Origin of the sequence: Pseudomonas sp. F3-2, from assembly GCF_038804275.1 — a bacterium.
Taxonomy (GTDB): Bacteria; Pseudomonadota; Gammaproteobacteria; order Pseudomonadales; family Pseudomonadaceae; genus Aquipseudomonas.
In genome coordinates this window covers 1,120,386-1,143,774 of the sequence record NZ_CP152388.1, presented here as the reverse complement: position 1 = coordinate 1,143,774, position 23,389 = coordinate 1,120,386, and the positions used below count along the sequence as shown (strand labels likewise).

The 23,389-nt window shown below is 60.8% G+C and carries 21 protein-coding genes; 12 read left to right on the top strand and 9 right to left on the bottom strand.

The annotated features are described in order from the left end of the window. Positions 1–60: 60 nt before the first annotated feature. From AAGQ88_RS05195 to pcaR, 5 genes are all read right to left on the bottom strand, one after another. Positions 61–1,350 carry an MFS family transporter gene (locus tag AAGQ88_RS05195; protein WP_093461569.1) on the bottom strand — a complete coding sequence of 430 codons (1,290 nt, stop codon included), beginning with the start codon at positions 1,348–1,350 and terminating at the stop codon, positions 61–63. Between the two features lie 177 nt (positions 1,351–1,527). Next, positions 1,528–2,730: a 3-oxoadipyl-CoA thiolase gene (gene pcaF / locus AAGQ88_RS05190; protein WP_342654608.1), complete on the bottom strand. Its 1,203-nt coding sequence runs from the start codon at positions 2,728–2,730 to the stop codon at positions 1,528–1,530. After that, entirely contained in the window at positions 2,727–3,509 is a 783-nt protein-coding gene (locus AAGQ88_RS05185) for a CoA-transferase subunit beta (protein ID WP_342655742.1), read from the bottom strand. The genes pcaF and AAGQ88_RS05185 overlap by 4 nt, the downstream gene beginning before the upstream one ends. Beyond that, on the bottom strand, positions 3,506–4,363 hold the full coding sequence (locus tag AAGQ88_RS05180) for a CoA transferase subunit A (protein WP_285423165.1): 858 nt from the start codon (positions 4,361–4,363) through the stop codon (positions 3,506–3,508). The genes AAGQ88_RS05185 and AAGQ88_RS05180 overlap by 4 nt, the downstream gene beginning before the upstream one ends. Before the next feature lie 145 nt (positions 4,364–4,508). Continuing rightward, a complete protein-coding gene (gene pcaR, locus AAGQ88_RS05175) occupies positions 4,509–5,351 on the bottom strand; it encodes a pca regulon transcriptional regulator PcaR (RefSeq protein ID WP_285423270.1) in 843 nt (280 codons plus the stop codon). A gap of 831 nt (positions 5,352–6,182) precedes the next feature. Here pcaR and AAGQ88_RS05170 point away from each other — a divergent pair. Together AAGQ88_RS05170 and AAGQ88_RS05165 are read left to right on the top strand one after the other, a co-directional pair. After that, a complete protein-coding gene (locus AAGQ88_RS05170) occupies positions 6,183–6,380 on the top strand; it encodes a hypothetical protein (RefSeq protein ID WP_093461580.1) in 198 nt (65 codons plus the stop codon). Between the two features lie 226 nt (positions 6,381–6,606). Then, on the top strand, positions 6,607–8,079 hold the full coding sequence (locus tag AAGQ88_RS05165) for an inorganic phosphate transporter (RefSeq protein WP_285423164.1): 1,473 nt from the start codon (positions 6,607–6,609) through the stop codon (positions 8,077–8,079). 81 nt (positions 8,080–8,160) lie between these two features. On the opposite strand, the gene AAGQ88_RS05160 is transcribed toward AAGQ88_RS05165, so the two are convergent. Beyond that, a complete protein-coding gene (locus tag AAGQ88_RS05160; protein ID WP_342654607.1) occupies positions 8,161–9,654 on the bottom strand; it encodes a helicase HerA-like domain-containing protein in 1,494 nt (497 codons plus the stop codon). Between the two features lie 212 nt (positions 9,655–9,866). Between AAGQ88_RS05160 and AAGQ88_RS05155 the strand changes: the two genes are divergently transcribed. From AAGQ88_RS05155 to AAGQ88_RS05145, 3 genes are read left to right on the top strand one after another with little or no spacing between them, the layout of a single operon-like run. Next, entirely contained in the window at positions 9,867–10,979 is a 1,113-nt protein-coding gene (locus tag AAGQ88_RS05155) for a glycosyltransferase family 1 protein (protein WP_342654606.1), read from the top strand. Then, entirely contained in the window at positions 10,972–11,751 is a 780-nt protein-coding gene (locus tag AAGQ88_RS05150; protein WP_342654605.1) for a polysaccharide deacetylase family protein, read from the top strand. Before AAGQ88_RS05155 ends, AAGQ88_RS05150 begins: the two co-directional genes overlap by 8 nt. A gap of 56 nt (positions 11,752–11,807) precedes the next feature. Continuing rightward, positions 11,808–12,743 (top strand): lysylphosphatidylglycerol synthase transmembrane domain-containing protein, encoded by a 936-nt coding sequence (locus AAGQ88_RS05145; protein ID WP_342655741.1) that lies wholly within the window; start codon positions 11,808–11,810, stop codon positions 12,741–12,743. On the opposite strand, the gene AAGQ88_RS05140 is transcribed toward AAGQ88_RS05145, so the two are convergent. Continuing rightward, the gene (locus tag AAGQ88_RS05140) at positions 12,720–12,908 is read right to left on the bottom strand and encodes a hypothetical protein (RefSeq protein WP_285423161.1); all 189 of its coding nucleotides are present in this window, start codon (positions 12,906–12,908) and stop codon (positions 12,720–12,722) included. The genes AAGQ88_RS05145 and AAGQ88_RS05140 overlap by 24 nt on opposite strands. Before the next feature lie 170 nt (positions 12,909–13,078). Further along, entirely contained in the window at positions 13,079–13,930 is an 852-nt protein-coding gene (purU, locus tag AAGQ88_RS05135; protein ID WP_285423160.1) for a formyltetrahydrofolate deformylase, read from the bottom strand. A gap of 343 nt (positions 13,931–14,273) precedes the next feature. Between purU and mvaT the strand changes: the two genes are divergently transcribed. Further along, on the top strand, positions 14,274–14,651 hold the full coding sequence (gene mvaT / locus AAGQ88_RS05130; protein WP_093461602.1) for a histone-like nucleoid-structuring protein MvaT: 378 nt from the start codon (positions 14,274–14,276) through the stop codon (positions 14,649–14,651). 87 nt (positions 14,652–14,738) lie between these two features. Here mvaT and sbcB read toward each other — a convergent pair whose 3' ends face one another. Continuing rightward, entirely contained in the window at positions 14,739–16,184 is a 1,446-nt protein-coding gene (sbcB, locus tag AAGQ88_RS05125; RefSeq protein ID WP_342654604.1) for an exodeoxyribonuclease I, read from the bottom strand. A 239-nt stretch (positions 16,185–16,423) separates the two neighbouring features. Between sbcB and AAGQ88_RS05120 the strand changes: the two genes are divergently transcribed. From AAGQ88_RS05120 to AAGQ88_RS05095, 6 genes are read left to right on the top strand one after another with little or no spacing between them, the layout of a single operon-like run. Then, positions 16,424–17,161: an RDD family protein gene (locus AAGQ88_RS05120; RefSeq protein ID WP_342654603.1), complete on the top strand. Its 738-nt coding sequence runs from the start codon at positions 16,424–16,426 to the stop codon at positions 17,159–17,161. Between the two features lie 13 nt (positions 17,162–17,174). Next, on the top strand, positions 17,175–18,155 hold the full coding sequence (locus tag AAGQ88_RS05115) for a stage II sporulation protein M (protein WP_342654602.1): 981 nt from the start codon (positions 17,175–17,177) through the stop codon (positions 18,153–18,155). Continuing rightward, a complete protein-coding gene (locus tag AAGQ88_RS05110; protein WP_342654601.1) occupies positions 18,142–19,734 on the top strand; it encodes a DUF4129 domain-containing protein in 1,593 nt (530 codons plus the stop codon). The genes AAGQ88_RS05115 and AAGQ88_RS05110 overlap by 14 nt, the downstream gene beginning before the upstream one ends. After that, on the top strand, positions 19,731–20,951 hold the full coding sequence (locus AAGQ88_RS05105; protein ID WP_342654600.1) for a DUF4350 domain-containing protein: 1,221 nt from the start codon (positions 19,731–19,733) through the stop codon (positions 20,949–20,951). Before AAGQ88_RS05110 ends, AAGQ88_RS05105 begins: the two co-directional genes overlap by 4 nt. Further along, positions 20,948–22,027 (top strand): MoxR family ATPase, encoded by a 1,080-nt coding sequence (locus AAGQ88_RS05100; protein WP_342654599.1) that lies wholly within the window; start codon positions 20,948–20,950, stop codon positions 22,025–22,027. The genes AAGQ88_RS05105 and AAGQ88_RS05100 overlap by 4 nt, the downstream gene beginning before the upstream one ends. Next, positions 22,024–23,379, top strand: a complete 1,356-nt coding sequence (locus AAGQ88_RS05095) for a DUF58 domain-containing protein (protein ID WP_342654598.1) — start codon at positions 22,024–22,026, stop codon at positions 23,377–23,379. Before AAGQ88_RS05100 ends, AAGQ88_RS05095 begins: the two co-directional genes overlap by 4 nt. Positions 23,380–23,389 lie beyond the last annotated feature (10 nt).

The window sequence follows — 23,389 nt, the reverse complement described above, 5'->3', positions numbered from 1 at the left end:
GTCGTGAACGTCATGAGGAGTATGGAAGACGCGCGCCCGATTGCAGGCGCGCGCAGTGGATCAATGATCTTCGTGCAGATAAGCCGGCTTTTTCGGCAAGCGCAGACTGAACAGGAAGGCAATCGCCATCATGGCGGTGACGTACCAGTAGAACGTGTTTTCCATGCCCATGTTCTTCAGGCCCAGCGCAACGTATTCCGCCGAACCACCGAAGATTGCGTTCGCCACGGCGTAGGCCAGGCCGACACCCAGCGCACGCACCTGCACCGGGAACATTTCGGCTTTTACCAGCCCGCTGATCGAGGTGTAGAAGCTGACGATGGCCAGCGCCAGCGTGATCAGGATGAATGCCATGATCGGGCTGGTCGTGGTTTTCAGCGTCAACAGCAGCGGAACCGTGCAGAGCGTACCCAGACCACCGAACCACAGCATTGAAGCGCGGCGCCCGATCTTGTCGGCGAGCGCACCGAAGACCGGTTGCATGCACATGTACAGAAACAGCGCGCCGGTCATGATATAGCTGGCGACCTTGGCGTCCATGTGCACGGTATTCACCAGGTATTTCTGCATGTACGTGGTGAAGGTGTAGAAAATCAGCGAACCACCGGCGGTGTAGCCCAGCACAGTGATGAACGCCGCCTTGTTGTCGCGGAACAACGCGGCCATGCTGCCGGCGTCCTTGTCCTGACGCGCTTCGGCGGTGGTGGTTTCCTTCAGCGAGCGGCGCAGCAACAGCGAGATGACGGCGGCAACGGCGCCGACCACGAAGGGAATCCGCCAGCCGTAGGCTTTCAGCTCATCGGCAGAAAGAAATTGCTGCAGGATGACCACGGTCAGAACCGCCAGCAACTGGCCGCCAATCAGCGTCACGTACTGGAACGACGCGAAGAACCCACGCTGCCCCCGCAACGCGACCTCGCTCATATAAGTGGCTGTGGTGCCGTATTCACCGCCGACCGACAAGCCTTGCAGCAGACGCGCCACCAGCAGAAGAAACGGCGCCCACGCGCCAATCGAGGCGTACGTGGGCAGACACGCGATCACCAGCGAGCCACCGCACATCATGAGGACGGAAATCATCATCGAGTTTTTGCGGCCATGCTTATCGGCCACGCGACCGAACAGCCACCCGCCAATCGGACGCATCAGGAAGCCTGCAGCGAACACGCCTGCGGTATTGAGCAATTGCACGGTCGGGTCGTCGGAGGGAAAGAAAGCCGGTGCGAAATAGATCGCGCAGAAGGCGTAAACATAGAAGTCGAACCATTCCACGAGGTTGCCCGAAGAGGCGCCCACAATCGCAAAAATCCGTTTGCTCCTTTCTTCTCCGGTGTAGTGAGTCGTTGTCATTATTTTATCCCCAGTTTTTATAAGACCAGCTTCAAACCACCAGTCTACGACATAGTCTGTAACATTAAGACTTAAGCAGTAACACTTCGACATCACAAGGACAACCGCCCGAGCCATCAAGTTGCCTTTTCGTGGAGGCAACCGATGACTCGGGTGGCTGATTCGGTTGTGTGGCGCTTAGCGTTCGATCGCCAGAGCCAGGCCCTGCCCAACACCGACGCACATGGTTGCCAATCCTTTGCTGCCGCCGGTTTTCTCCAATTGATGCAATGCCGTCAGAACCAGACGCGCCCCGCTCATCCCCAGCGGGTGTCCGAGAGAAATCGCTCCGCCGTTCGGGTTGACCTTGGGCGAATCGTCCGCAAGGCCCAGTTCGCGCATGACCGCCAGGCCCTGGCTGGCAAACGCTTCGTTGAGTTCGATGACGTCGAAGTCCGAAACCGCCAGACCCAGCCGCTCCACCAGTTTGCGAACGGCCGGGACCGGGCCGATGCCCATGACCCGAGGTTCGACGCCAGCGCTGGCCATGCCCAGTACGCGGGCGCGAGGGGTCAGACCGTGCTTTTTCACCGCATCGGCCGACGCGAGAATCAACGCCACCGCACCGTCATTCAGGCCTGCCGCATTGCCCGCCGTGACCGTGTTGCCAGGGCCGTTGACCGGCTTGAGTTTGCTCAGTGCCTCCAAAGTGGTGTCTGCGCGAGGGTGCTCGTCCCTGTCGACGATGGTTTCGCCCTTCTTGTGGGCGATGCGCACCGGCACGATTTCTTCAGCGAAGAAACCCGAGGCCTGCGCCGCTGCGGTCCGTTGCTGACTGCGCAAGGCAAAGGCGTCCTGATCTTCGCGAGAAACCTTGAAATCCTGCGCCACGTTGTCGCCGGTCTGCGGCATGGTTTCGACACCATACTGTTCTTTCATCTGCGGATTGACGAAGCGCCAGCCCAAGGTGGTGTCTTCCAGCTTCTGGCCGCGACCAAACGCTGTGTCTGCCTTGCCCATCACGAAGGGCGCGCGGGACATCGACTCGACGCCGCCGGCAATCGCCAGCTCCATCTCGCCACAGGCAATGGCGCGGAACGCCGTGCCCACCGCATCGAGGCCCGATGCGCACAGGCGATTCAACGTCACGCCGGGTACGGTTTCCGGCAGTCCCGCCAGCAGCGCGGCCATGCGCGCCACGTTGCGGTTGTCTTCACCGGCCTGGTTGGCGCAGCCGAGGAATACCTCGTCGACCTGATTCCAGTCGACCGAAGGATTGCGCTCCATCAACGCCTTGATCGGCAAGGCCGCCAGGTCGTCGGCACGAACGGTCGCCAATGCGCCACCGAACCGGCCGATGGGCGTGCGGATCGCGTCGCAGATAAATACTTCACGCATCATGCTTCTCCCGGCGCCTGACCGTGAGCGGCGGCGGTCCGCGCCTCCAGATCACGCAGGGCGTTCAATTCGTATTCGGAAGGCGCTTCGGACACCGCCACGTTGTCGGCAAAGCGAACGTCCCAGCCGGTCGCGGCGATCACCTGTTCACGGGTAACGCCTGGGTGCAGCGTGGTGACGACGAACTCATGGGTGTCGGCTTCAGGTTCCATGATGCACAGGTCGGTGATGATCCCGACCGGGCCCGCCCCAGGCAGACCGAGGCGTTTGCGCGAGTCACCGCCCTCGCCATGGCCGACCGACGTTACAAAATCCAGTTTATTGACGAAAGCCCGCGAGGACTGTTTCAGGATGATCAACACCTGCTTGGCAGAACCTGCAATCTCCGGCGCGCCGCCGGCACCCGGCAGACGCACTTTCGGGTTGTGATAGTCGCCCACCACCGTGGTATTGATGTTGCCGAAACGGTCGACCTGCGCAGCGCCAAGGAATCCGACATCCACCCGACCGCCTTGCAGCCAGTAGCGGAAAATCTCGCTGGTCGAGACCACTGTGTCAGCGGTTTCAGCCAGTTCCCCATCGCCAATGGACAACGGCAGAACATTGGGCTTCGCGCCGATGGGGCCGGATTCGTAGATCAGCACGACGTCAGGCGATGAGGTCAGTCGGGCAAGGTTGGCAGCCTTGGATGGCAAACCGATGCCGACGAAGCAGACCGAGCCATTCTTCAAACGGCGGGCAGCGGCCACGGTCATCATTTCACTGGTGGTGTAGGTCATTATTTTGCCTCCGAAGCGTGGGCCAGCTTGCTCTGGAATTCACTGAAATCACGCGTGCCGTGGATGTATTCGTCGATCCATGCGGTAAACGCCTCACGGTCACGGCCGATCGGGTCCCACGCCTGATAGAAACGATTGTCGCGCTCGTAGTAACCATGGGCGTAGGAAGGATGCGCTCCGCCGGGAACCACACACACCGCGCTCAATGCCCAGGTGGGCAGGACGCAAGCGTTCATGGGGGCATTGAGGTCATCGACGATTTCCTCGACGGTCACGATGCAACGCTTGGCAGACAGCGCGGCTTCTTTCTGCACACCGAGAATTCCCCACAGCAATACGTTGCCCTTGCGATCGGCCTTCTGCGCGTGGATTACGCTGACGTCTGGCCGCACGGAAGGCACTGCCGCCAGCACTTCGCCGGTAAAAGGACACGTCACCGATTTGATCAGCGGGTTGACCTTGGGCAAATCAGAACCGGCGTAGGCACGCAGCACCGCGAATGGCAGACCGGAGGCGCCAGCCACGTAGGCATTGGCCAGGTCGGCGTGACTGTGCTCTTCGATTTCCATCGGTTGCGGCCACTGTTTCTCGACCGCGTCACGCAGCCGGTGCAGGGACCCCACGCCAGGGTTACCGCCCCACGAGAAAATCAGCTTTTTCGCACAGCCTGCACCGATCAACTGGTCGTAGATCAGATCCGGAGTCATGCGAACCAGCGTCAGGTCCTTCTTCTTCTGACGAATGATTTCGTGACCGGCCGCTGTAGGAATCAGATGGGTGAAGCCTTCCAGCGCCACGGTGTCGCCATCGTTGACGAATTGCTTCACGGCATCGTGCAGGGAAAGAATTTCAGCCATGGGGTGCTCCAGGTTCAAATCTCGATCGGTGGACGGCGCACGTACATCAGCGCCTGATTGAGATCGAGGTTATGCCTGAGCAAGAAAAGCGACAATCCGATAATCGACTATCTGTTCGATAATCGAACAGATAGTGACGAGACATTCAAGTAAACAGCTGAGTGCTCAGGTCTCGGCTGGCGTCGAGCATGATCGGGAGAAACTTCTGCTCGAGCTCGTTGCGCGTCACCCGGCCAGCGCTGGTGCTGACGTTCAACGCGGCCAGGACCTGGCCCGATGCATCATAAACGGGCACGGCAATCGACCGCAGACCTTGTTCGAGCTCCTGATCGACGATGCACCAGCCTTGTTGCCGGACTTGCTGCAGGCACTCGAGCAGCGCTTCGGGGGTGCGCAGCGTTCGACTGGTCTTGGGCTGCAGGTCAACGTGGTCCAGGTATTCGCGCAAAGAAACGTCGTCCAGCGCCGCCAGAAGAATCCTGCCCATCGATGTGCAATAAGCAGGAAGGCGCCCGCCCACCGCCAGATCAACGGAGATCAGTCGCTGAGTGGTGGCCGAGCGGGCGATATAAAGGATGTCATCTCCCTCCAGTGTCGCCATGTTGCAGGCTTCGTGCAGTTGATTGCTCATGCGGTCCAGATAAGGCTGGGACGACACCGCGAGCGGCGTGGAAGACAGGTAAGCGTGGCCGAGGGTCAACACTTTCGGCAGTAATGAGTAGGTGCGGCCATCAGTGGTCGCGTAACCCAACTTGATCAGCGTGTGCAGGCAACGGCGCACGGCGGCGCGCGGGATTTCGGTTCGATGGCTGATCTGCGCGATGGTCAGGTGCCGCTTGCGCTCCTGAAACGCATGAATCACGGCAAGTCCGCGCGCCAGCGAGGTCATGAAATCCGGATCGCCTGTTAAGGCCTGAATCCTCTTCGCGGGTGACGCCACAATGGGCGGCGCCAGGGAGGCAAAGGAATTACGCAGTTGATCGTTCATGCTGACACCGTTCGTCGCGGCCATGCAGGCCTTCTGTTGCGCCACTCTCGCCTCTTTTTGCAAATGCGGCAAGGCTGCTTTGGGCGATTATCGAACCACTGGCCGATAATCGCAATTGACCCGTCGCCCGGTTGCTTATACCTTTCACACGCCACCATGTGGCTTCTTGGAAATACTGGTCAGGTACCCACTGAGAAGTCCCAGGCACGGCCTTGCTCACCGCAAGGCCGTTTTTGTCTCTGCCCGCCGTTACTTCACGATATGTGTATGAGTTCGGATACATGCGTGCCGTCCGACGCACGATCGCGTGCATTTACGTCGTCAGAAATTTGTCTCGGCAGTTCTGAATCCTGAATAACAAAGTTCTGTCACAACTCCGTTCGGTCTAAACTTCGGAACCTTCGTACAGCAAAATAGTATTTATCCCATCTAATGGAACTGCGACACTTTCTACAGTTGACTCCTCTGTAGTTCTTGGAGATAGTAGCGTTTCATTGACGATCTAAACGCTACAGCGTGTTTTCAATCCATCGCACATCCTGCATGGATCCAATTCACGCAGGCCCTGCACAACTCATCGAGCAGGTTCAGCGATAGACAGGCCAGAAGCCTGGTCAATATGCCAGCATCCTGGCATTCGATAATGAATTGTAGCTACGACAAGGTTGTCGTTCTGGTGCACGTAGCCGCAGATATGAAATGTGCTTAATACTTTCGCCGCGCTCTGATTGCGAAAGTCAGTCCTGGCAACCGGCAATCCGGGCAGCAGGCCTTGGTACTTTTCAGACCCTGTGTATCGCCGGAATCAAACTCGACCATTCAGGTAATAACGTGACCAAAGATGAACTGCGCGCAGAACTAGAGCGCCAGGAACAACGTTACAAGGAAGTTTACGGTGGCGAAGTGACCACCTATGCCGCTCAACCCGAGCCAGAGCGCAAACCGTGGCGCAAGCGAGCGAGTCTGCTCGATCAGGCGTTCAAGCAAGAACTGCAGAAGATGGAACAGGAACTGAAGGAAGAGCCTTGAGCGACCTTGGCAGTGCGCTCGACATGGGTCACTGACGGTCACTCGCCTCGCCCCATCCCGGATTCAGCTAAGGTTGAAGCGTGCATGTGCGCTTCCTGACAGGAAGTCAATGGGCTGTATCGGCAGAAATTTCGTTGCAGCGTGCTACCAGTTGGCAGCTTGCCTATCGATTAGTTTTTTTTCTGTCATAATCCCGCCCCCTTAATACCGGGTCAGAAAACCTTCCATGATCGATTTATTCAGCGGACTGGATGCTTGGGTGATTGTGAGCCTGTTGCTCGCCCTGGCTTTTGTCCTCACCTTCGAGTTCATCAACGGCTTTCATGACACCGCCAACGCGGTGGCGACAGTCATTTATACCAAGGCCATGCCGCCGCATCTGGCCGTGTTCTTCTCGGGGTTCTTCAACTTTCTCGGGGTATTGCTCGGCGGCGTCGGCGTGGCTTATGCCATCGTCCATCTGCTGCCGGTCGAGCTTTTGATCAACGTCAATACCGGTCACGGGCTGGCGATGGTGTTCTCGCTGCTGGCGGCGGCGATCACCTGGAATCTGGGCACCTGGTATTTCGGCATTCCCGCATCGAGCTCGCACACGCTGATCGGCTCGATCCTCGGCGTGGGCCTGGCCAACGCGCTGATCAACCACATCCCACTGGGCGAAGGCGTGAACTGGCAGAAGGCGATCGACATCGGCGCCTCGCTGGTTTTCTCGCCACTGGCGGGCTTCATCATCGCGGGGCTGGTGCTGATCGGCCTGAAAGCCTGGCGTCCCTTGTCGAAAATGCACAAGACGCCCGAGCAACGCCGCAAGCTCGACGACAAGAAGCATCCTCCGTTCTGGAACCGCCTCGTCCTGGTGATCTCCGCGATGGCGGTGAGCTTCGTACACGGCTCCAACGATGGCCAGAAAGGCATCGGCCTGATCATGCTGGTGCTCATCGGCATCGTGCCGGCCCAGTTCGTACTGGACCTGAGCACCACCACTTACCAGATCGAACGTACCCGCGACGCGACTTTGCACCTGAGTCAGTTCTATCAGCGCAACAATGCAACCCTGGGTGAGTACCTCGCACTGGGCAAGGCGACGACAGGCGATCTGCCTGAGCGTTTCAGCTGCAACCCGGAGCAGACCGAGCCTACCATCGATGCGCTGCTGAACAATCTCAAAGGCGTCACCGACTACCACAGCCTGGCGCCTGAACATCGCATCGAAGTCCGCCGTTATCTGCTGTGCCTGGATGACACCGCGCGCAAAGTCGGCAAGCTGCCGGCGCTCGATGCCCGCGAGAAATCCGATCTGGAGAAGCTACGTAAAGACCTGACCGCCACGACCGAATACGCGCCGTTCTGGGTGATTCTGGCCGTCGCGCTGGCGCTTGGCATCGGCACCATGGTGGGCTGGAAGCGCGTCGTGCTGACCATCGGCGAGAAGATCGGCAAGCAGGGCATGACCTACGCGCAGGGCATGTCCGCGCAGATCACTACCGCCAGCGCCATTGCCCTGGCCAACGTGTTCAGCCTGCCGGTTTCGACCACCCACATCCTGTCGTCCGGCGTCGCCGGGACCATGGTCGCGAACAAGAGCGGCCTGCAAGGTGGCACCGTGCGCAACATCCTGCTGGCGTGGGTGCTGACACTGCCGGCCACCGTGCTGCTGTCTGCCGGCCTGTTCTGGCTGGCGTCCAAAGCATTGGCCTGACCCGACCGATGTGAAAATGCCCATTCAATGAATGGGCATTTTTTTGTCCGGCAGTTGCTTGAGCATCTCCGGCAGGAACCGTCACCGACGCTTTTTGCCCCCACCCAGCAATGACCCCATCAGCCCACGCACCAGCTCTCGGCCGATCTGGTTGGCCGCCTGACGCACCGCGCTTTTCATGGCCTGCCCAGCCAGCCCTCCCAGAAAACCGCCAGCTAGGTCGGCGAAACCGCCATCGGGCTTGGCTTCGACAGGCGCAGTTGAAGCAGTGTCTTTGCCGGTCTCGCCTTTACGCGCCAGCAGCATTTCGTACGCCGACTCCCGGTCGATGGGCTTGTCGTAGCGGCCAGACAGTGCCGACTGGCCGATCAACGCCGCGCGCTCCGATTCGCTCAGAGGTCCGATCCGCGATTGTGGGGGCGCGACCAGAACCCGCTGCACCATAGCGGGCGTGCCCTTTTCCTGAAGAGTGCCGACCAACGCTTCGCCGATGCCCAGTTCGGTCAGCACGGCCAGCGCATCGAAATCCGGATTGGGACGAAACCCCTCGGCCACGGCGCGCAGCGATTTCTGCTCTTTGCTGGTGAACGCGCGCAAGCCGTGCTGAATCCGCAGGCCAAGTTGCGCCAGAATGTTGTCCGGCAGATCCCCCGGCGACTGAGTCACGAAGTAGACGCCAACGCCCTTGGAGCGGATCAGCCGCACCACTTGCTCCAGCCGATCCTGCAAGGCCTTCGGCGTGTCGGCGAAGAGCAGATGTGCCTCATCGAAAAACAGCGCCAGCAGCGGTTTATCGGCATCGCCCCGCTCCGGCAACTGCTCGAACAGCTCGGCCAGCAACCACAGCAAGAAGGTCGCATAGACCTTCGGTGCCTCGTGCACCAGGCGGCTGGCATCAAGCAGGTGGATGCGCCCGCGACCATCGCTGGCTGGCTGCAAAATGTCTTCCAGCTGCAACGCGGGTTCACCGAACAATGCTTCGGCGCCCTGTTGCTCAAGTACCGCAAGACGCCGCAACAGGGCCTGACTGGAACCGGTGGTCATCAGCGCGCTGTCTTCGCCCAGCACCTCGGGGTTGTCTCGAAGATGATTGAGCAGGGCTTTGAGGTCCTTGATATCCAGCAGCAGCAGACCTTCGCGATCCGCCACTTTGAACGCCGCATATAACGCCGATTGCTGACTGTCGGTCAGCTCCAGCAGGCTGCCCAGCAGCAACGGTCCCATTTCCGACAATGTAGTGCGCAACGGATGACCGGACTGGCCGTGCACATCCCACAATGTCACGGGATATCCCTGCGGTTTGTGGTTCAGCCACGGCATACCGGCGATGCGTTCGGCGATCTTGCCCTGGGGATTGCCAGCCGCCCCCAGGCCGCAAAGGTCGCCTTTGATGTCGGCGGCGAACACCGCAACGCCGGCATCGCTGAAGACCTCTGCCAGGCGTTGCAATGTCACGGTTTTGCCGGTCCCGGTCGCCCCGGCCACCAACCCGTGACGGTTGGCCAGCCGCAACGCCTGGCCCACCGGTTCGCTGCTCAGATCAGCGCCAATCAGAATCTGTTGAGAATCAGACATGTCTTTACCCACAAGTCGCGATTGATTTTCCCGAGAGCATCGAAGCCGCGTCCTGCATCGGCCGCAACCCACGGTGCCGGTCAGGCTGGCTTTTTCACTTTAGCCCACGTGGCGCAATTCCCCTTGGAGGCGCTTATGGCGGCGGATATGTAACCGAACATCTATTCTCGGGAAGGGTCAACCAATGACGACAGTCCGGACGGAGGCATACCGTGCACATCGCTGACATGACCATGTTCTACGCCCCTGCCAGCGGTGGCGTGCGCACCTATCTGGATGCCAAGCATCGGCGTCTGGCGCTCTATCCCGGGGTTCGGCACAGCCTTTTGGTCCCAGGTCCGGACAGCAGTCATGAAGACGGTGTCTATCGGGTTCCGGCGCCGCCTGTGCCTTTCGGCAACGGCTATCGCTTTCCGCTGCGTCTGGCGCCTTGGCGAAACACGTTGAACAACCTGCAACCGGACCTGATCGAGGTCGGCGATCCCTACCTGACGGCATGGGCAGCGCTCGATGCGCGTCGTCAACTGGATGTCCCGGTGATCGGCTTCTATCACTCGGATCTGCCGCTGCTGGTGAGCAACCGGATAGGCACCTGGCTGGGCGCCAACGTGGAGACCTATGTCAGCAAGCTGTACGGCAATTTCGACCGGGTTTTGGCGCCCAGCACAGCGATGGCCGAAAAGCTGATCCGGCTTGGCGTCAAGCATGTCCATGTGCAGCCGCTGGGGGTCGACCTGCAGACGTTCGAACCAGGCTGCCGCGATCCGGGCCTTAAAGCCGAACTGGGGCTGAGCCCGGACACTCGCTTGCTGATTTTCGCCGGTCGCGGCTCGAAGGAGAAAAACCTGCCGGTACTGCTCGATTGCATGAAGGCACTTGGCAAAGGCTATCACCTGCTGCTGGTCGGCTCGCACATGCCGACCGCCGTGGCGGACAACGTTTCCGTCATCGATCACTTCCGCCCTGCCGGGGAGGTTGCACGGTTACTGGCCAGCGCCGATGCGCTGGTGCATGCCGGCGATCAGGAGACATTCGGGCTGATCGTTCTTGAAGCCATGGCATGCGGGATTCCCGTGGTGGCCGTCGATGCCGGGGCGTTTCGCGAAATCATTCCCGAGCGTTGCGGCCTGCTGTGCAAACCCAATGATGCGCAGGACATGGCCGCGACTGTTCGGCAGCTGTTCAGCGAAGACGTCGAAGTCCGTGGAAACGCTGCACGCCGGCACGTCGAGCAACATTACGCATGGGATGCCGTCGTCGCCGGACTGCTGGGCCATTATGAAGCCGTGCTCGGTGTCGGCACCCCGGTGTACGCCCATGGCTGAACACTACGTTCGCCAGCCACGCAGCGTCATGCTGGTGCTGCACGACGTCGCGCCGCAGACCTGGGAAGATTATCGCCCCTTTGTCGAAGCGGTCGATGCGCTGGGCGATATCCCGATCACGTGGCTGGTCGTGCCGGACTTCCACAAACACGATCGTGTCGATGCCGCACCTGCGTTCCAGCGCCTGATGCACTCGCGCCTGGCGCGTGGGGATGAACTGGTGCTGCATGGCTACTTCCATTGCGACGACAGCCCCGCGCCGCGTACCCCGCAGGCCTTTTTCATGCGCCGGATCTACACCTGGGAAGGCGAGTTTTACACCCTCGACCAACGTCAGGCCCTGCAACGCCTCGAAGCCGGAATCGAGGTCTTTCGACATAACGACTGGCCGCTTCACGGCTTCGTCGCCCCTGCGTGGCTGATGAGTGAGGGCACCCGCCAGGCGCTTCGCCAATTGCCGCTGGACTACACAAGTGATGCCCAACACTTGTATCGTCTGCCTGACTTTCACGCGATAGACGCACCGGGTATCGTCTGGAGCGCCCGCAGCGCCGTACGTCGCGGGCTGTCGAAAATCATCAGCGACCATCGAGAGGCTCATTTGCACAACGCTGCCACCATTCGCCTGGGTTTGCACCCGGTCGACATGCGCCACGAATTTTCCCGCCGCTATTGGCTGCAGACGCTGACACGCTTGCTGGAAAACGGCCGCGAACCGGTAACCAAGTTCACCTGGTTACAGCATCAGCCATTGATCAGGTCCGCAGCGTGAAGCGACTTGGCTGGCTGGCGGCAGGCCTGATCCTCGCGCTCCTCATTCCCTTGTTCATGGGCGGCACGGACATGTTCCACCGCTTGCGCAACTTCCCCGTCATGCTGTTGATGGGCATGTTCGCAATGGTGTTGGTCGGCTGGTGCATGAACACGATGCGCCTGCGCCTGCTGCTGGGTGACAGCGCTAAGGGCCTTGGCATGCGCAGAAGCCTGGGTGTGGTCATGGCCACTGAATTCGCCTATTGCGCGACGCCCGGCGGCAGCGGCGCGCCTTTGACGCTGGTTGCCTTGCTGTCGCGCAGCGGCATCGGGCCGGCGAAAAGCACGGCGGCGTTCGCGACGGATCAACTCAATGATCTGGTGTTTTTCCTGCTCGCGCTGATCGGCATTCTGATCTACGCGGTGTTTCACAAACTCAGTGAAAATCTGGAATGGATGCTGATTGCCAGCGCACTGCTGATCGGCGCCGGGTTATGCGCCTGCGCCGGGTTCGCGCGGTATCACCGACGAATCATTCTGTTCAACGGCAGGCTGCTCAAACGCCTGAAGCGCAAGAACACTACCCGCATTCGCTGGGCTCGCAAGCTGCTGCACTTTCGCGACGCGCTGGCCGACACCTGGAAAATGCCGCACCGGATTCTGTTCCAGGTCTTCGTGCTGACGTGCATTCACTGGAGCCTGCGCTACAGCGTGATGTACCTGGCGCTGCAAGGTCTGGGCGTGGATATCCAGTGGGCCTGGACGTTCTTGGTGCAGATGCTGTCGCTGAGCGCCGGGCAATTCAGCCTGTCGCCAGGCGGTGCAGGCGCTGCGGAACTGACGTCGGCCGCCTTGCTGGCGCCGATGGTGGGCAAATCGACTGCCGCGGCGGCGATCCTGATCTGGCGGATCGTCACCTACTACTTCTATCTGGTGGCGGGCGGTCCGGTATTTCTGTTGATGGTCGGACGTCCGTTGCTGTTGAAGCTACTGCGGGTCCGAGCCGCCTGAGCCGTCGTCTTTCTCGTTGGCTTTCAGTTGTTCCCACAGCTGCGCAGCGCCCTCGAATTCCGTGCCGTCGTCCGGTGAAAGGGCGTCGACATCGTAGCGACTCAGGCAGCCCTCCCCCAGCGTCGGCGGCGCTTTGGACGTGGCTTTATCGAGCGGGTCGGTCATGAGGTTTGCCTCTGTGAGGAATGAAAGCGGCAGTCAGGGATGTGCCGTAGGGCGCCACTGAATCATGTCAACGAACCATGCAAACGCGGCCTCGCAAACTGAACGGTATGTCCGCGTGACGCCCGGCGCGGGCAGGCATCCCCTGCCCCGCCGAGTCGGGTCGAGCCCGATCAGTCAAACACGACCGTCTTGTTGTCGTGCACCAGTACGCGATCCTCAAGGTGCGCGCGCAGACCCCGGGCCAGCACCATCTTCTCGACATCGCGGCCGAAGCGCACCATGTTCTCGATGCTGTCACGATGACTCACGCGAACCACGTCCTGCTCGATGATCGGCCCTGCGTCCAACTCTTCGGTGACGTAGTGACAGGTCGCGCCGATCAGCTTCACGCCCCGCAGTGACGCCTGATGGTAGGGCTTGGCGCCGACGAACGATGGCAAAAAGCTGTGGTGAATGTTGATCACCTGATGGGCGTATTCACGGCACAACTGCGGCGGCAGGATCTGCATGTAACGCGCGAGCACCACGACATCGGCGTCGTGCTGCTTGACCAGCCGCGACACCTCGGCGAACGCCGGCTCCTTGTCTTTCGGGTCGACCGGGACGTGGTAATAAGGAATGTCGTGCCACTCGACCATGCTGCGCAGGTCCTGGTGGTTGGAAATGACGCAAGCGATCTCGCAGTCGAGTTCATCGCTGTGCCAGCGATGCAGCAGGTCCGCCAGACAGTGGGACTCGCGGCTTGCCATCAGCACCACGCGCTTCTTCTGATCCGAATCAGTGATGCGCCAGTCCATCGAGAATTCTTCTGCAATCGGCGTGAATGCCTGACGGAAGCCTTCCAGGTCAAACGGCAAGGTATCGGCACGGATTTCGTGACGCATGAAGAACCAGCCGCTTAGGTTGTCAGAGTGATGACTCGCTTCGGTAATCCAGCCGTTGTACGACGCCAGAAAGTTACTGACTTTGGCAACGATACCAACACGGTCCGGGCAAGCAATCACCAGACGAAAAGTGCGCATGAGGGGAAACTCCAGAACTTCGCAAAGGCCGCTATTCTAGCGATTACCTGAGGACTGTGCAGTATTCCGGTGCACCTGATTGATGAGGACACAAAACCACGTCCGATCGGCGGTAATGGACGGCCGGCCCGGCATTTCGGGGCGCCGGGATTTCGGCGCCAGACACAGGCACTAAATAAGCGATATTTTTTTGTCGACAGCGCCCATTTGTTTCTAAGACGCGCAGCGCATGTCACTATTTCAATAATCGACCGATAAAACTTTTCTTAAATGTTTACTTGCGCAAACGCTATGACTATTATTGCGTCATTGCACCCTGCCCATCACAACATAGGTAGTCCTCATGTCTCTGATCAACGAATACCGCGCCACAGAAGAAGCCATCAAAGAACTGCAAGCCCGTCTGCAGAACCTGCAACAAGACGACAAACTGCAAAAGGAACTTGAGTTCGAAGGCAAACTGCGCACCTTGATGGGTGAATATCAAAAATCCCTGCGTGACATCATCGCGCTGCTGGATCCGGATTCCAAACTGAAAGCACCACGCGGCGCCGCCGTCAAAACTACCGGCACCAAGCGCGCGCGCAAGGTCAAGCAATACAAGAACCCGCACAACGGTGAAATCATCGAAACCAAAGGCGGCAACCACAAGACTCTGAAAGAGTGGAAAGCCAAGTGGGGCGGTGACGAGGTTGAAGGCTGGGCAACTCTGCTGGGCTAATAGCCTGCGTGATGTGACAGCAGTTGTGCAGTGATGTACGACGTAAAAAAACGCCAGCACTCGCTGGCGTTTTTTATTGCCTGGGGTTCACCTTCCGCCTGTCTGCAGGCCCAGCCGTTGCTGCAACTGCAGCGAGTATTCCTGCCACTGGGCGAGCACCTTCAACTGCTCTGGCGTCGCCTTCATGGACAGCTCGATCAACGCCCGGGAAAAGGCTTTCAATGTATTGGGGGCCCCGGCGACGGGATCAGTCAGGCGCCACTGGCAGAAATTCAACCAGCGTTGCTGCTCGGCGACATTCAGTGTCTCCGCAAAGTTACGGGCGCGATAGCGGAACAGTAATTCGGGAAGACGTGGGTCATCGAATGGCCACGGGTCAGTGCCCAGTTGCTGCGGTTCGACAGTGCGCACCTGCTCACAAAGGCGCCGGTCGCGGTCGTTAATAAAACCATCATATAACTGCTGTTCGGGGTCTTCGCTGACAGCAAAATCGTCGCTGGCATAAACGCTTTTCAACTTTTCCAGCCAGACGGCCTGACCTTCATTCAAGCGCGCGACGCGCTCTTTGTAGGCCGGCATATCCAATTGCAGCCGTTGACGGTCTTCCTCGCGCAGCACGCTCAATGGCGCGACCACGGGGCATTTATTTATATGCAGTAACTTGAGCGGGACCGGTAATTGCCCCTGCGCCAGATCTTCGCGGCGTGTATATAAACGCTGACGCAAGGTGTCGCCATCTTCGTCGAGCAATGGACTGTGGTCATGAAACAGATCGCAAACAATTAGCGCATTGCGATTGACCGGATGCCAGGCCAGCGGCAGCACCACGCTCAAATAACTTCGCGCGGCGGAGAACCGTCCTGATATATGCACCAGCGGCTGCAGCAAGCGGATCTGTTCCTGCACCTTGTGCTTGCTGCGTAACTGAAACAGATAGTCATAAAGCTTGGGTTGTTTTTCTCGAATCAGACGCGCCAGCGCAATCGTCGCCCGCACGTCCGAAAGCGCATCGTGAGCGTGACCGTGGTCGATGCCGTTGGCCGCGGTCAGACGCTCGAGTTTGAGCGTGACCCTGCCCTCCTCTTCCGGCCAGACAATGCCTTCCGGGCGCAGCGCATAAGCCGTGCGCACCACATCGATCAGGTCCCAGCGGCTGTTGCCGCCCTGCCATTCACGCGCATAGGGATCGAAGAAATTGCGGTAAAGACTGTAACGCGTCATTTCATCGTCGAAGCGCAAGGTGTTGTAACCGGCGCCACAGGTACCCGGCAGCGACAGCTCGGCATGAATCCGCGTCATGAAATCAGCTTCGCAAAGCCCTTTTTCGGCCAGACGCTGCGGGGTAATCCCGGTGACCAGACACGCGGCGGGATGCGGCAGGATGTCGTCGCTGGGCTGGCAATAAAGGTTGACCGGCTCGCCGATCTCGTTGAGTTGGTCATCCGTGCGAATGCCCGCCACTTGCAACGGACGGTCGTTGCGCGGATTGATCCCGGTGGTTTCGTAGTCGTACCAGAAGATGCTGGAAGTCACGGGCTGATCCTGAACAAAAGACCGACGAAGTCTACCAGATGGGTTCTACGCCGATCCGCGCAACATGGGTGGGACACGGTTCAAAGGCGCAGTCGAGGTGCAGGACCGCGCGCCCGCCGGCCGGCCGAACGGCTGCGAAATGTCAGCGCCTGATCGCGCGCAGCACTTTGTAACGCAGGTTGCTTACCGGTCGTGGCGTGGCTAGCATCAGACTTTAATTTCTGGCGTACCTCCTCCGAATGTCCTCCTCGCAAGCCTGGCCAAGGATCGCTGCACAGCCTGCTCCACTGGACACCCGTATTCGCATGGAAACGCCTGAGGGCATTGACCTGCTTCTGCGCCCGGCCGGTCTGCTGTCTCGCTCGCTGGCATTCGCCATCGACCTGATCATTCGAGGCGTGCTGCTGACCGGTCTGTTTTTCTTGCTCGGGACGCTCGGCGACTTCGGCACCGGGCTGTTCGTGCTTTCGCTGTTCCTGATCAACTGGTGGTACATGGTGCTGTTCGAGGTGTTGCATCAGGGGCGCACGCCGGGCAAGCAGGTCATGGGGCTGCGGGTCATTCACGACGACGGCACGCCCGTCGGCTGGTCTGCGTCACTGCTGCGCAACCTGCTGCGCTTCGTGGACATGCTGCCCTTTGGCTACACCGTGGGCGCGTTCAGTTGCCTGCAGCATCCGCTGTTCAAACGGCTGGGCGACATTGCCGCCGGTACGCTGGTGATCTACCGCGATACGCTGCCGCCAAGGCCCGTGTTGCCGGACGCCGCGCCTCTGGTGGCACCGGTCGCCCTGACGCTGGATGAACAACGCGCATTGCTCGCCTTCGCCGAACGTCAGGGCCAGCTCGTCACGGCGCGCGCCCATGAGCTGGCGGCCATTGTCGTCGAGCCCCTGCAAATCCCGTCGCAGGCGGATCCTCAACAGTCCGTGGACCGGCTCAACGGTATCGCTCGCGGGCTGGCGGGCACGACATGATGCGGGGGGCGAGATGAAACAGAGCCAGTTCGAACAACGGCATCAGGACGAATGGCAGCGCTTCGGCGCTCGGCTGGACGTGCTGGAACGCAGCCGCGGCAGGAGCGAATCCGGCGACGATTTCACCCGTGATTACCGGCAGATCTGCCAGCATCTGGCCCTCGCGCAAGCGCGGGGTTACAGCAGCCATCTGGTCGATCCGCTGCAACAACTGGCGATGCGCGGGCATCAACAGCTCTATCGCCATCGCAGCCAGTTTGCCGCACAACTGCTGAGCTTCGTGCTCGCCGATTTTCCCCGCGCGGTGCGTGCAGAATGGCGTTGGGTCGCACTGGCCGCGCTGCTGTTTTTCGGCAGTCTGATCGTCATGGGAGGGTTGGTGTACGGCTACCCGGATCTGATCTACAGCGTGGTCAGCCCCGCTCAGGTGGATGAAATGGAAGCCATGTACGATCCCGCCGCGCGGCGCATCGGCCAGGCCGTCGAACGGGCGTCGAGCACTGACTGGCTGATGTTCGGCTATTACATCATGCACAACATCGGCATTGCGTTTCAGACCTTCGCCAGCGGCCTGCTGTTTGGCGTCGGCAGCCTGTTTTTCCTCTTCTTCAACGGCTTGATGATCGGAGCGGTGGCGGGCCACCTGACCGAGGTGGGTTTCGGCGAAACCTTCTGGCCGTTCGTGATCGGCCACGGCGCGTTCGAGCTGACCGGCATCGCGCTGGCGGGCGCCGCCGGACTCAAACTCGGCTGGGCGATACTCGCCCCGGGCGCGCTGCGACGGGATGAAGCGCTGCGCCTGGCTGCCCGCACCAGCGTGCGGCTGATTGGCGGCGTGATGGTTTTTCTGCTGATCGCCGCGTTTATCGAGGCGTACTGGTCGTCGATGACCTGGCCGCAACCGACCACCAAGTATCTGGTCGGCGCAGCGCTCTGGGCGTCGGTCGCCGCTTACCTGCTGTTCGCTGGACGCTCGTCCCATGCGCCTGACTGAAGCCAGCGTCGAACTGCGTCCGCGCAACCCTTGGGAGGCTGTCGATCTGGGCGTGCTCCTTGCGCGCAGGCATCGCCGCTTGCTGATGAGCAGTTGGGCGATCGTCACGCTGCCGGTGTTCGCGCTGCTGAGCCTGTTGCTGTGGGATTACCCGTCGCTGGCGATCCTGTTGTTCTGGTGGCTCAAACCGGCTTTCGAACGACTGCCCTTGTTGATCCTTTCCCAGGCACTGTTCGGCGCCACGCCAACGCTGAAGCAGGCATTGAAAGCCTGGATTGCGGCGCTCAAACCACAATTGATTGCCAGCCTCACGCTGCGTCGGCTGAGCCTGAGCCGCAGCTTCACCCTGCCGGTTCAGCAGTTGGAGGGCCTGGACGGTTCCGCGCGCGCTCAGCGCATCGCGTTGCTGGGACAGAAGGATTTGCGCTCGGCGCGGCTGCTGACATCCATGGGCGGCTCGCTGGAATTGTGTCTGTGGCTGGGGCTGATGCTGCTGTTCTACGCCATGATCCCGCCACAGATCGAAATCGACTGGTCGTGGCGCAGCCTGCTGGATGTCGAGGGCGACTGGAACTGGCTTGAGCATCTGACCAACGGGTTCTACGCCATTGTGCTGGTGCTGTGGGGACCGATTTACGTGTCGTGCGGATTTGCGTTGTATCTCAATCGACGCACCACGCTGGAGGCCTGGGACATCGAACTGGCGTTTCGCAGCCTTCGCCAGCGCGTCATGGGCAGCGCTTATGCGTTGCTGCTCGGCGCGTCGGTTGCCTTGAGTTTTTCACCCACGGCGGTCATGGCTGACGATGCCCCACAGGAGCAGGTCTACAGTTGCCCGCTGCCGCCGCTGGATTCGCCCGAACTGGACGAACAGGCCGCAGCGCCGGGAACGCCGCGTCTGCTCAATCAGCCATTGACCAGCCAGGCGTCACAGACCGCCATCAAATCCGTGCTGGGAAACCCGCCGTTCAAGAACCCCAAGCCGGTTTCCGGCTGGCGCCTGGCCGAGCACAAGAAAGCAGACAAGACCGGCGACGCACCCGACTGGCTGGCGAAGTGGGTGGTCGGGCTGTTGAATGTCGGCAAGACCCTTTCAACGGTGTTCGAGGTGGCGCTGTGGACGCTGCTTGCGCTGGGGGTGACGTGGGTGATCTGGCGCTATCGCGCCTGGTTCGGCACGTATGTCGGGCGTTCTCAGCAAAAAACGCCGGTGCCGCGCAAGGCGCCTGAACAGTTGTTCGGCCTGCACGTCAGCGCCGAGAGTCTGCCGGCCGACATTGCCGGCACCGCCGAACGCCTGTGGCAGCAATCGCCACGCGAGGCCTTGAGCCTGCTCTATCGCGCGTTGCTCAGCCGCCTGCTGACGGACTATCAGTTGCCGCTCAGGCACGCCGATACCGAAGGTCAGGTGCTCGCCCGCATCGCCGAACTCAAACAGCCGTCACTGGATGCGTTCAGCCATGAATTGACACAGCATTGGCAGAACCTCGCTTACGGTCATCAGCTGCCGCCCCTGACGGCCAGGCAAAACCTCTGCGATCGCTGGCGGCAATTGTTCGCAGCGCAAGGCGCAACATGAGCCGGCGCAACACGTGGATTCTGGTCAGTGTATTGGCGCTGCTCGGCCTGAGCATCGCCAGCCTGCCGCTGCTCAAGCGCGTCGAGCACTATGAGGAAGTGGTCGATCAGGGGCCTTCGCCGGATGTCCGGGCCAATCCCTACCTTGCAGCCCAGACTTATTTGCGTGGGCAGCATGTGCCGGTGAACGTCGCCGAGACGCTCAACAGCCTGCCAGACACCGCCCAGCAGGCACAGACCCTGATGCTGCTCGACACGCGAGAAAACATGACGCCGGGCGAGGTCAGGCGTTTGCTGGCGTGGGCGCGCGCCGGTGGTCGTCTGTTGTTCGTCGCCGAGCAATTGTGGGATGAAGAAAAAGGACGCAGCGGCGATCTGCTGCTGGATCAACTGCAGATTCGCCAGTTCCTCACGCGCGATGTGCGTGAACAGGACCGGCGACGCGAGCGCGAGTTGATCAAGCCGGTCATTCCCCTGAGCGCACCTGAGGTTCAGACACCGAAAACGCCTTGGCCCGAGTTGACGCGACTCTACGTCGAAAATGAAAGCGACCCGGCGTACATGAGTTTCGACCCGGCCTTTCATCTCGACGACCCGCAGGATCACGCCCGATCCTGGGCCAACAGCGCTGACGCCACGCACCTCTTGCAACTGATCTACGGCAAAGGGCTGATTACCATCGTCACCGATGCCGACCTGTGGAAAACCCGCGCGATCGGCAAGTACGATAACGCGTGGCTGCTGTGGTACCTGAGTCAGGACAGCGAGGTGACGATGTTGCTTCGTACCGAACACGACGATCTGTTCGGCCTGTTGTGGAAGTTTTTCCCACACGCCCTGTTGGCGCTGGGGTTGTGTCTGGTCGCCACGCTATGGCACGCGGGCATGCGTCACGGGCCGATGCTGCCCCTTGCCCCTCGCGCACGTCGTCAGTTGAGTGAACATCTGCGCGCAAGCGCCGACTTCATGCTGCGGCGCCGGGGCCAGCATGCCCTGCTGCGTGCGCTTCAGCAGGATATCCTGCGCCGCGCGCGCCAATTACACCCCGGATTCGAAACGCTGCCTGTGACCGAGCAATGGCAAACCCTGGCACGCATGACGCGCCAACCCACCAGCAACGTCGGCCAGGCCCTGCGGCCCCGCCCCGAAGAACGCCTGTCCAACAGCGACTTCACCCGTCAGGTTGCGTACCTGCAGACACTCAGGAATGCCTTATGAGCGAACATCCGACCGAACCGTCGAGTTCCGTATTAAACGGAGCGAGCGAGACTGACCCCGCGGCACTGGAACCTAAAGACAGTGAGGCAAGCGCGGCGCCGTCGAGCAATCCCGCGCAGCAGCGCCAGCGTGCGATCCATCTGGCGCAGGCTGTGCGTCACGAGTTACAGAAAGCCGTCATCGGCCAGAATGCTGTCATCGACGATGTCTTGACCGCGCTGATCGGCGGTGGGCATGTCTTGCTCGAGGGCGTGCCGGGACTAGGCAAAACGCTCCTCGTGCGCGCCCTCGCCCGATGCTTCGGGGGCGACTTCGCGCGCATCCAGTTCACGCCCGATCTGATGCCGAGCGATGTCACCGGCCACGCTGTTTACGACATGCAGAGCGAGCAATTCAAGCTGCGCAAAGGCCCGCTTTTCACCCATCTTCTGCTCGCCGACGAGATCAACCGCGCGCCGGCGAAAACCCAGGCGGCGCTGCTGGAGGCCATGCAGGAACGTCAGGTCACCCTGGAGGGCCGCGCCCTGCCGGTGCCCCAGCCCTTCATGGTGCTCGCGACGCAGAACCCGATCGAACAGGAAGGCACGTACCCGTTGCCGGAAGCCGAGCTGGACCGATTCATGCTCAAGCTGCGCATGGACTATCCGCAGGCTGAACAGGAGCTGGAGATGGTCCGTCAGGTCACCCGTTCCACGCGCTCGGACATGCTCGATGTGCAGCCGCTGCGCACGCTCATGCAGGCCAGGGACGTCATCGCGTTGCAGCGCATTGCCAGCGAACTGCCGGTGGATGAACAGGTGCTCGATTACGCCGTGCGACTGGCGCGTGCCACCCGCACCTGGCCGGGACTGAGCCTGGGCGCAGGTCCGCGCGCATCGATCGCGCTGGTGCGTGGCGCGCGCGCCCGTGCACTGCTGCGCGGTGGCGAGTTCGCCATTCCGGACGACATCAAGGGCTGCGCTTTGGCGGTTCTGCGTCATCGCGTCAGGCTGTCGCCCGAACTGGACATCGAAGGGCTGTCTGTCGATCAGGTGCTTAAACAACTGCTCGATCAGGTCCCGGCGCCCCGCCAATGAAGCAACTGCTCAAGCCCTCGACGCGACTGCTCAAGTGGCTGGCGATTCTGGCCGGCATCGCCGTGTTGCTGGGCATCAGCCAGGCGCTCGGGCGCGGGATCGCGGCCAGACTGGAGGGTCTGTTCTGGTCGTTGCTGTGGGTGATGGGCGGCCTGGCCGCACTCGATGCGTTCTGGGTCTGGCGCACGCCGTCGCCACAGGCTCAGCGGCGATTGCCCGGCAGTCTGGCGCTGGGCCGCTGGAGCGATGTGCACATTGAACTGCTGCACGACTCGCGACGCTCGGTTGCGTTGAGCCTGTTCGATCACGGCCCGCAAGGCCCGGGCAATCGCTTCGAGGTCGAAAATCTGCCGCAGGACATCGTGCTGCGTCCGCAGCGCAAAGCCGATTTGAGTTACCGGCTAAGGCCGACCAGCCGCGGCGCGTTCCTCTTCGAACGTATCGAAATCCAGCTGCGCAGCCCCTTGCGGCTGTGGCTGTCGCGACGCCATCTGGCGAGCGCAGACACGGCGCGGGTCTATCCCGACTTCGCCCGTTTGCACAACGGCCAGTTGCTGGCAGTGGACAATTGGCTGAGCCAGATCGGCATACGACAGCGACAGCGCCGAGGACTGGGGCTGGAATTCAATCAGTTGCGCGAGTTTCGTGAGGGCGACAGCCTGCGCCAGATTGACTGGAAAGCCACCGCGCGGCAGCGCACGCCGATCGCCAGGGAATACCAGGACGAGCGCGATCAGCAGATTGTCTTCATGCTCGATTGCGGCCGACGCATGCGCAGCCAGGATGGCGATCTCACCCACTTCGACCACGCACTCAACGCCTGCCTGCTGCTCAGTCACGTGGCACTGCGCCAGGGCGATGCAGTGGGTATTTCCACGTTTGCCGCCGATGAGGATCGCCACCTGTCACCGGGTAAAGGTGCGCGGCAATTGAGCGTGCTCCTGAATCAGGTCTATGACTTGAACAGCACCCAGCGCCCGGCCGATTATAGTCTGGCGATCCGCCAGTTGCTGGCCCGACAGAAACGCCGTGCGTTGGTGGTGCTGGTCACTAACCTTCGTGATGAGGACGACGAACAGCTCATTGAGTCGGTAAACCAGCTGTGCAGGCATCATCGGGTTCTGGTTGCCAGCCTGCGCGAAGAAGTGCTCGATCAACTTCGTCACACGCCGGTACACACCTGGCAACAGGCGCTTGATTACTGCGGCACGGTGGAATTCTCCAATGCGCGGGCCAGCCTGCATGAGCGCCTGAGCGCCCACGGCATTCCGGTGCTGGACGTGCGCCCCGCAGAGCTGGGGCCGCAATTGGTGAGTCGCTATCTGAGCTGGAAGAAAGCCGGCACCTTATGAAGGTGCCGTT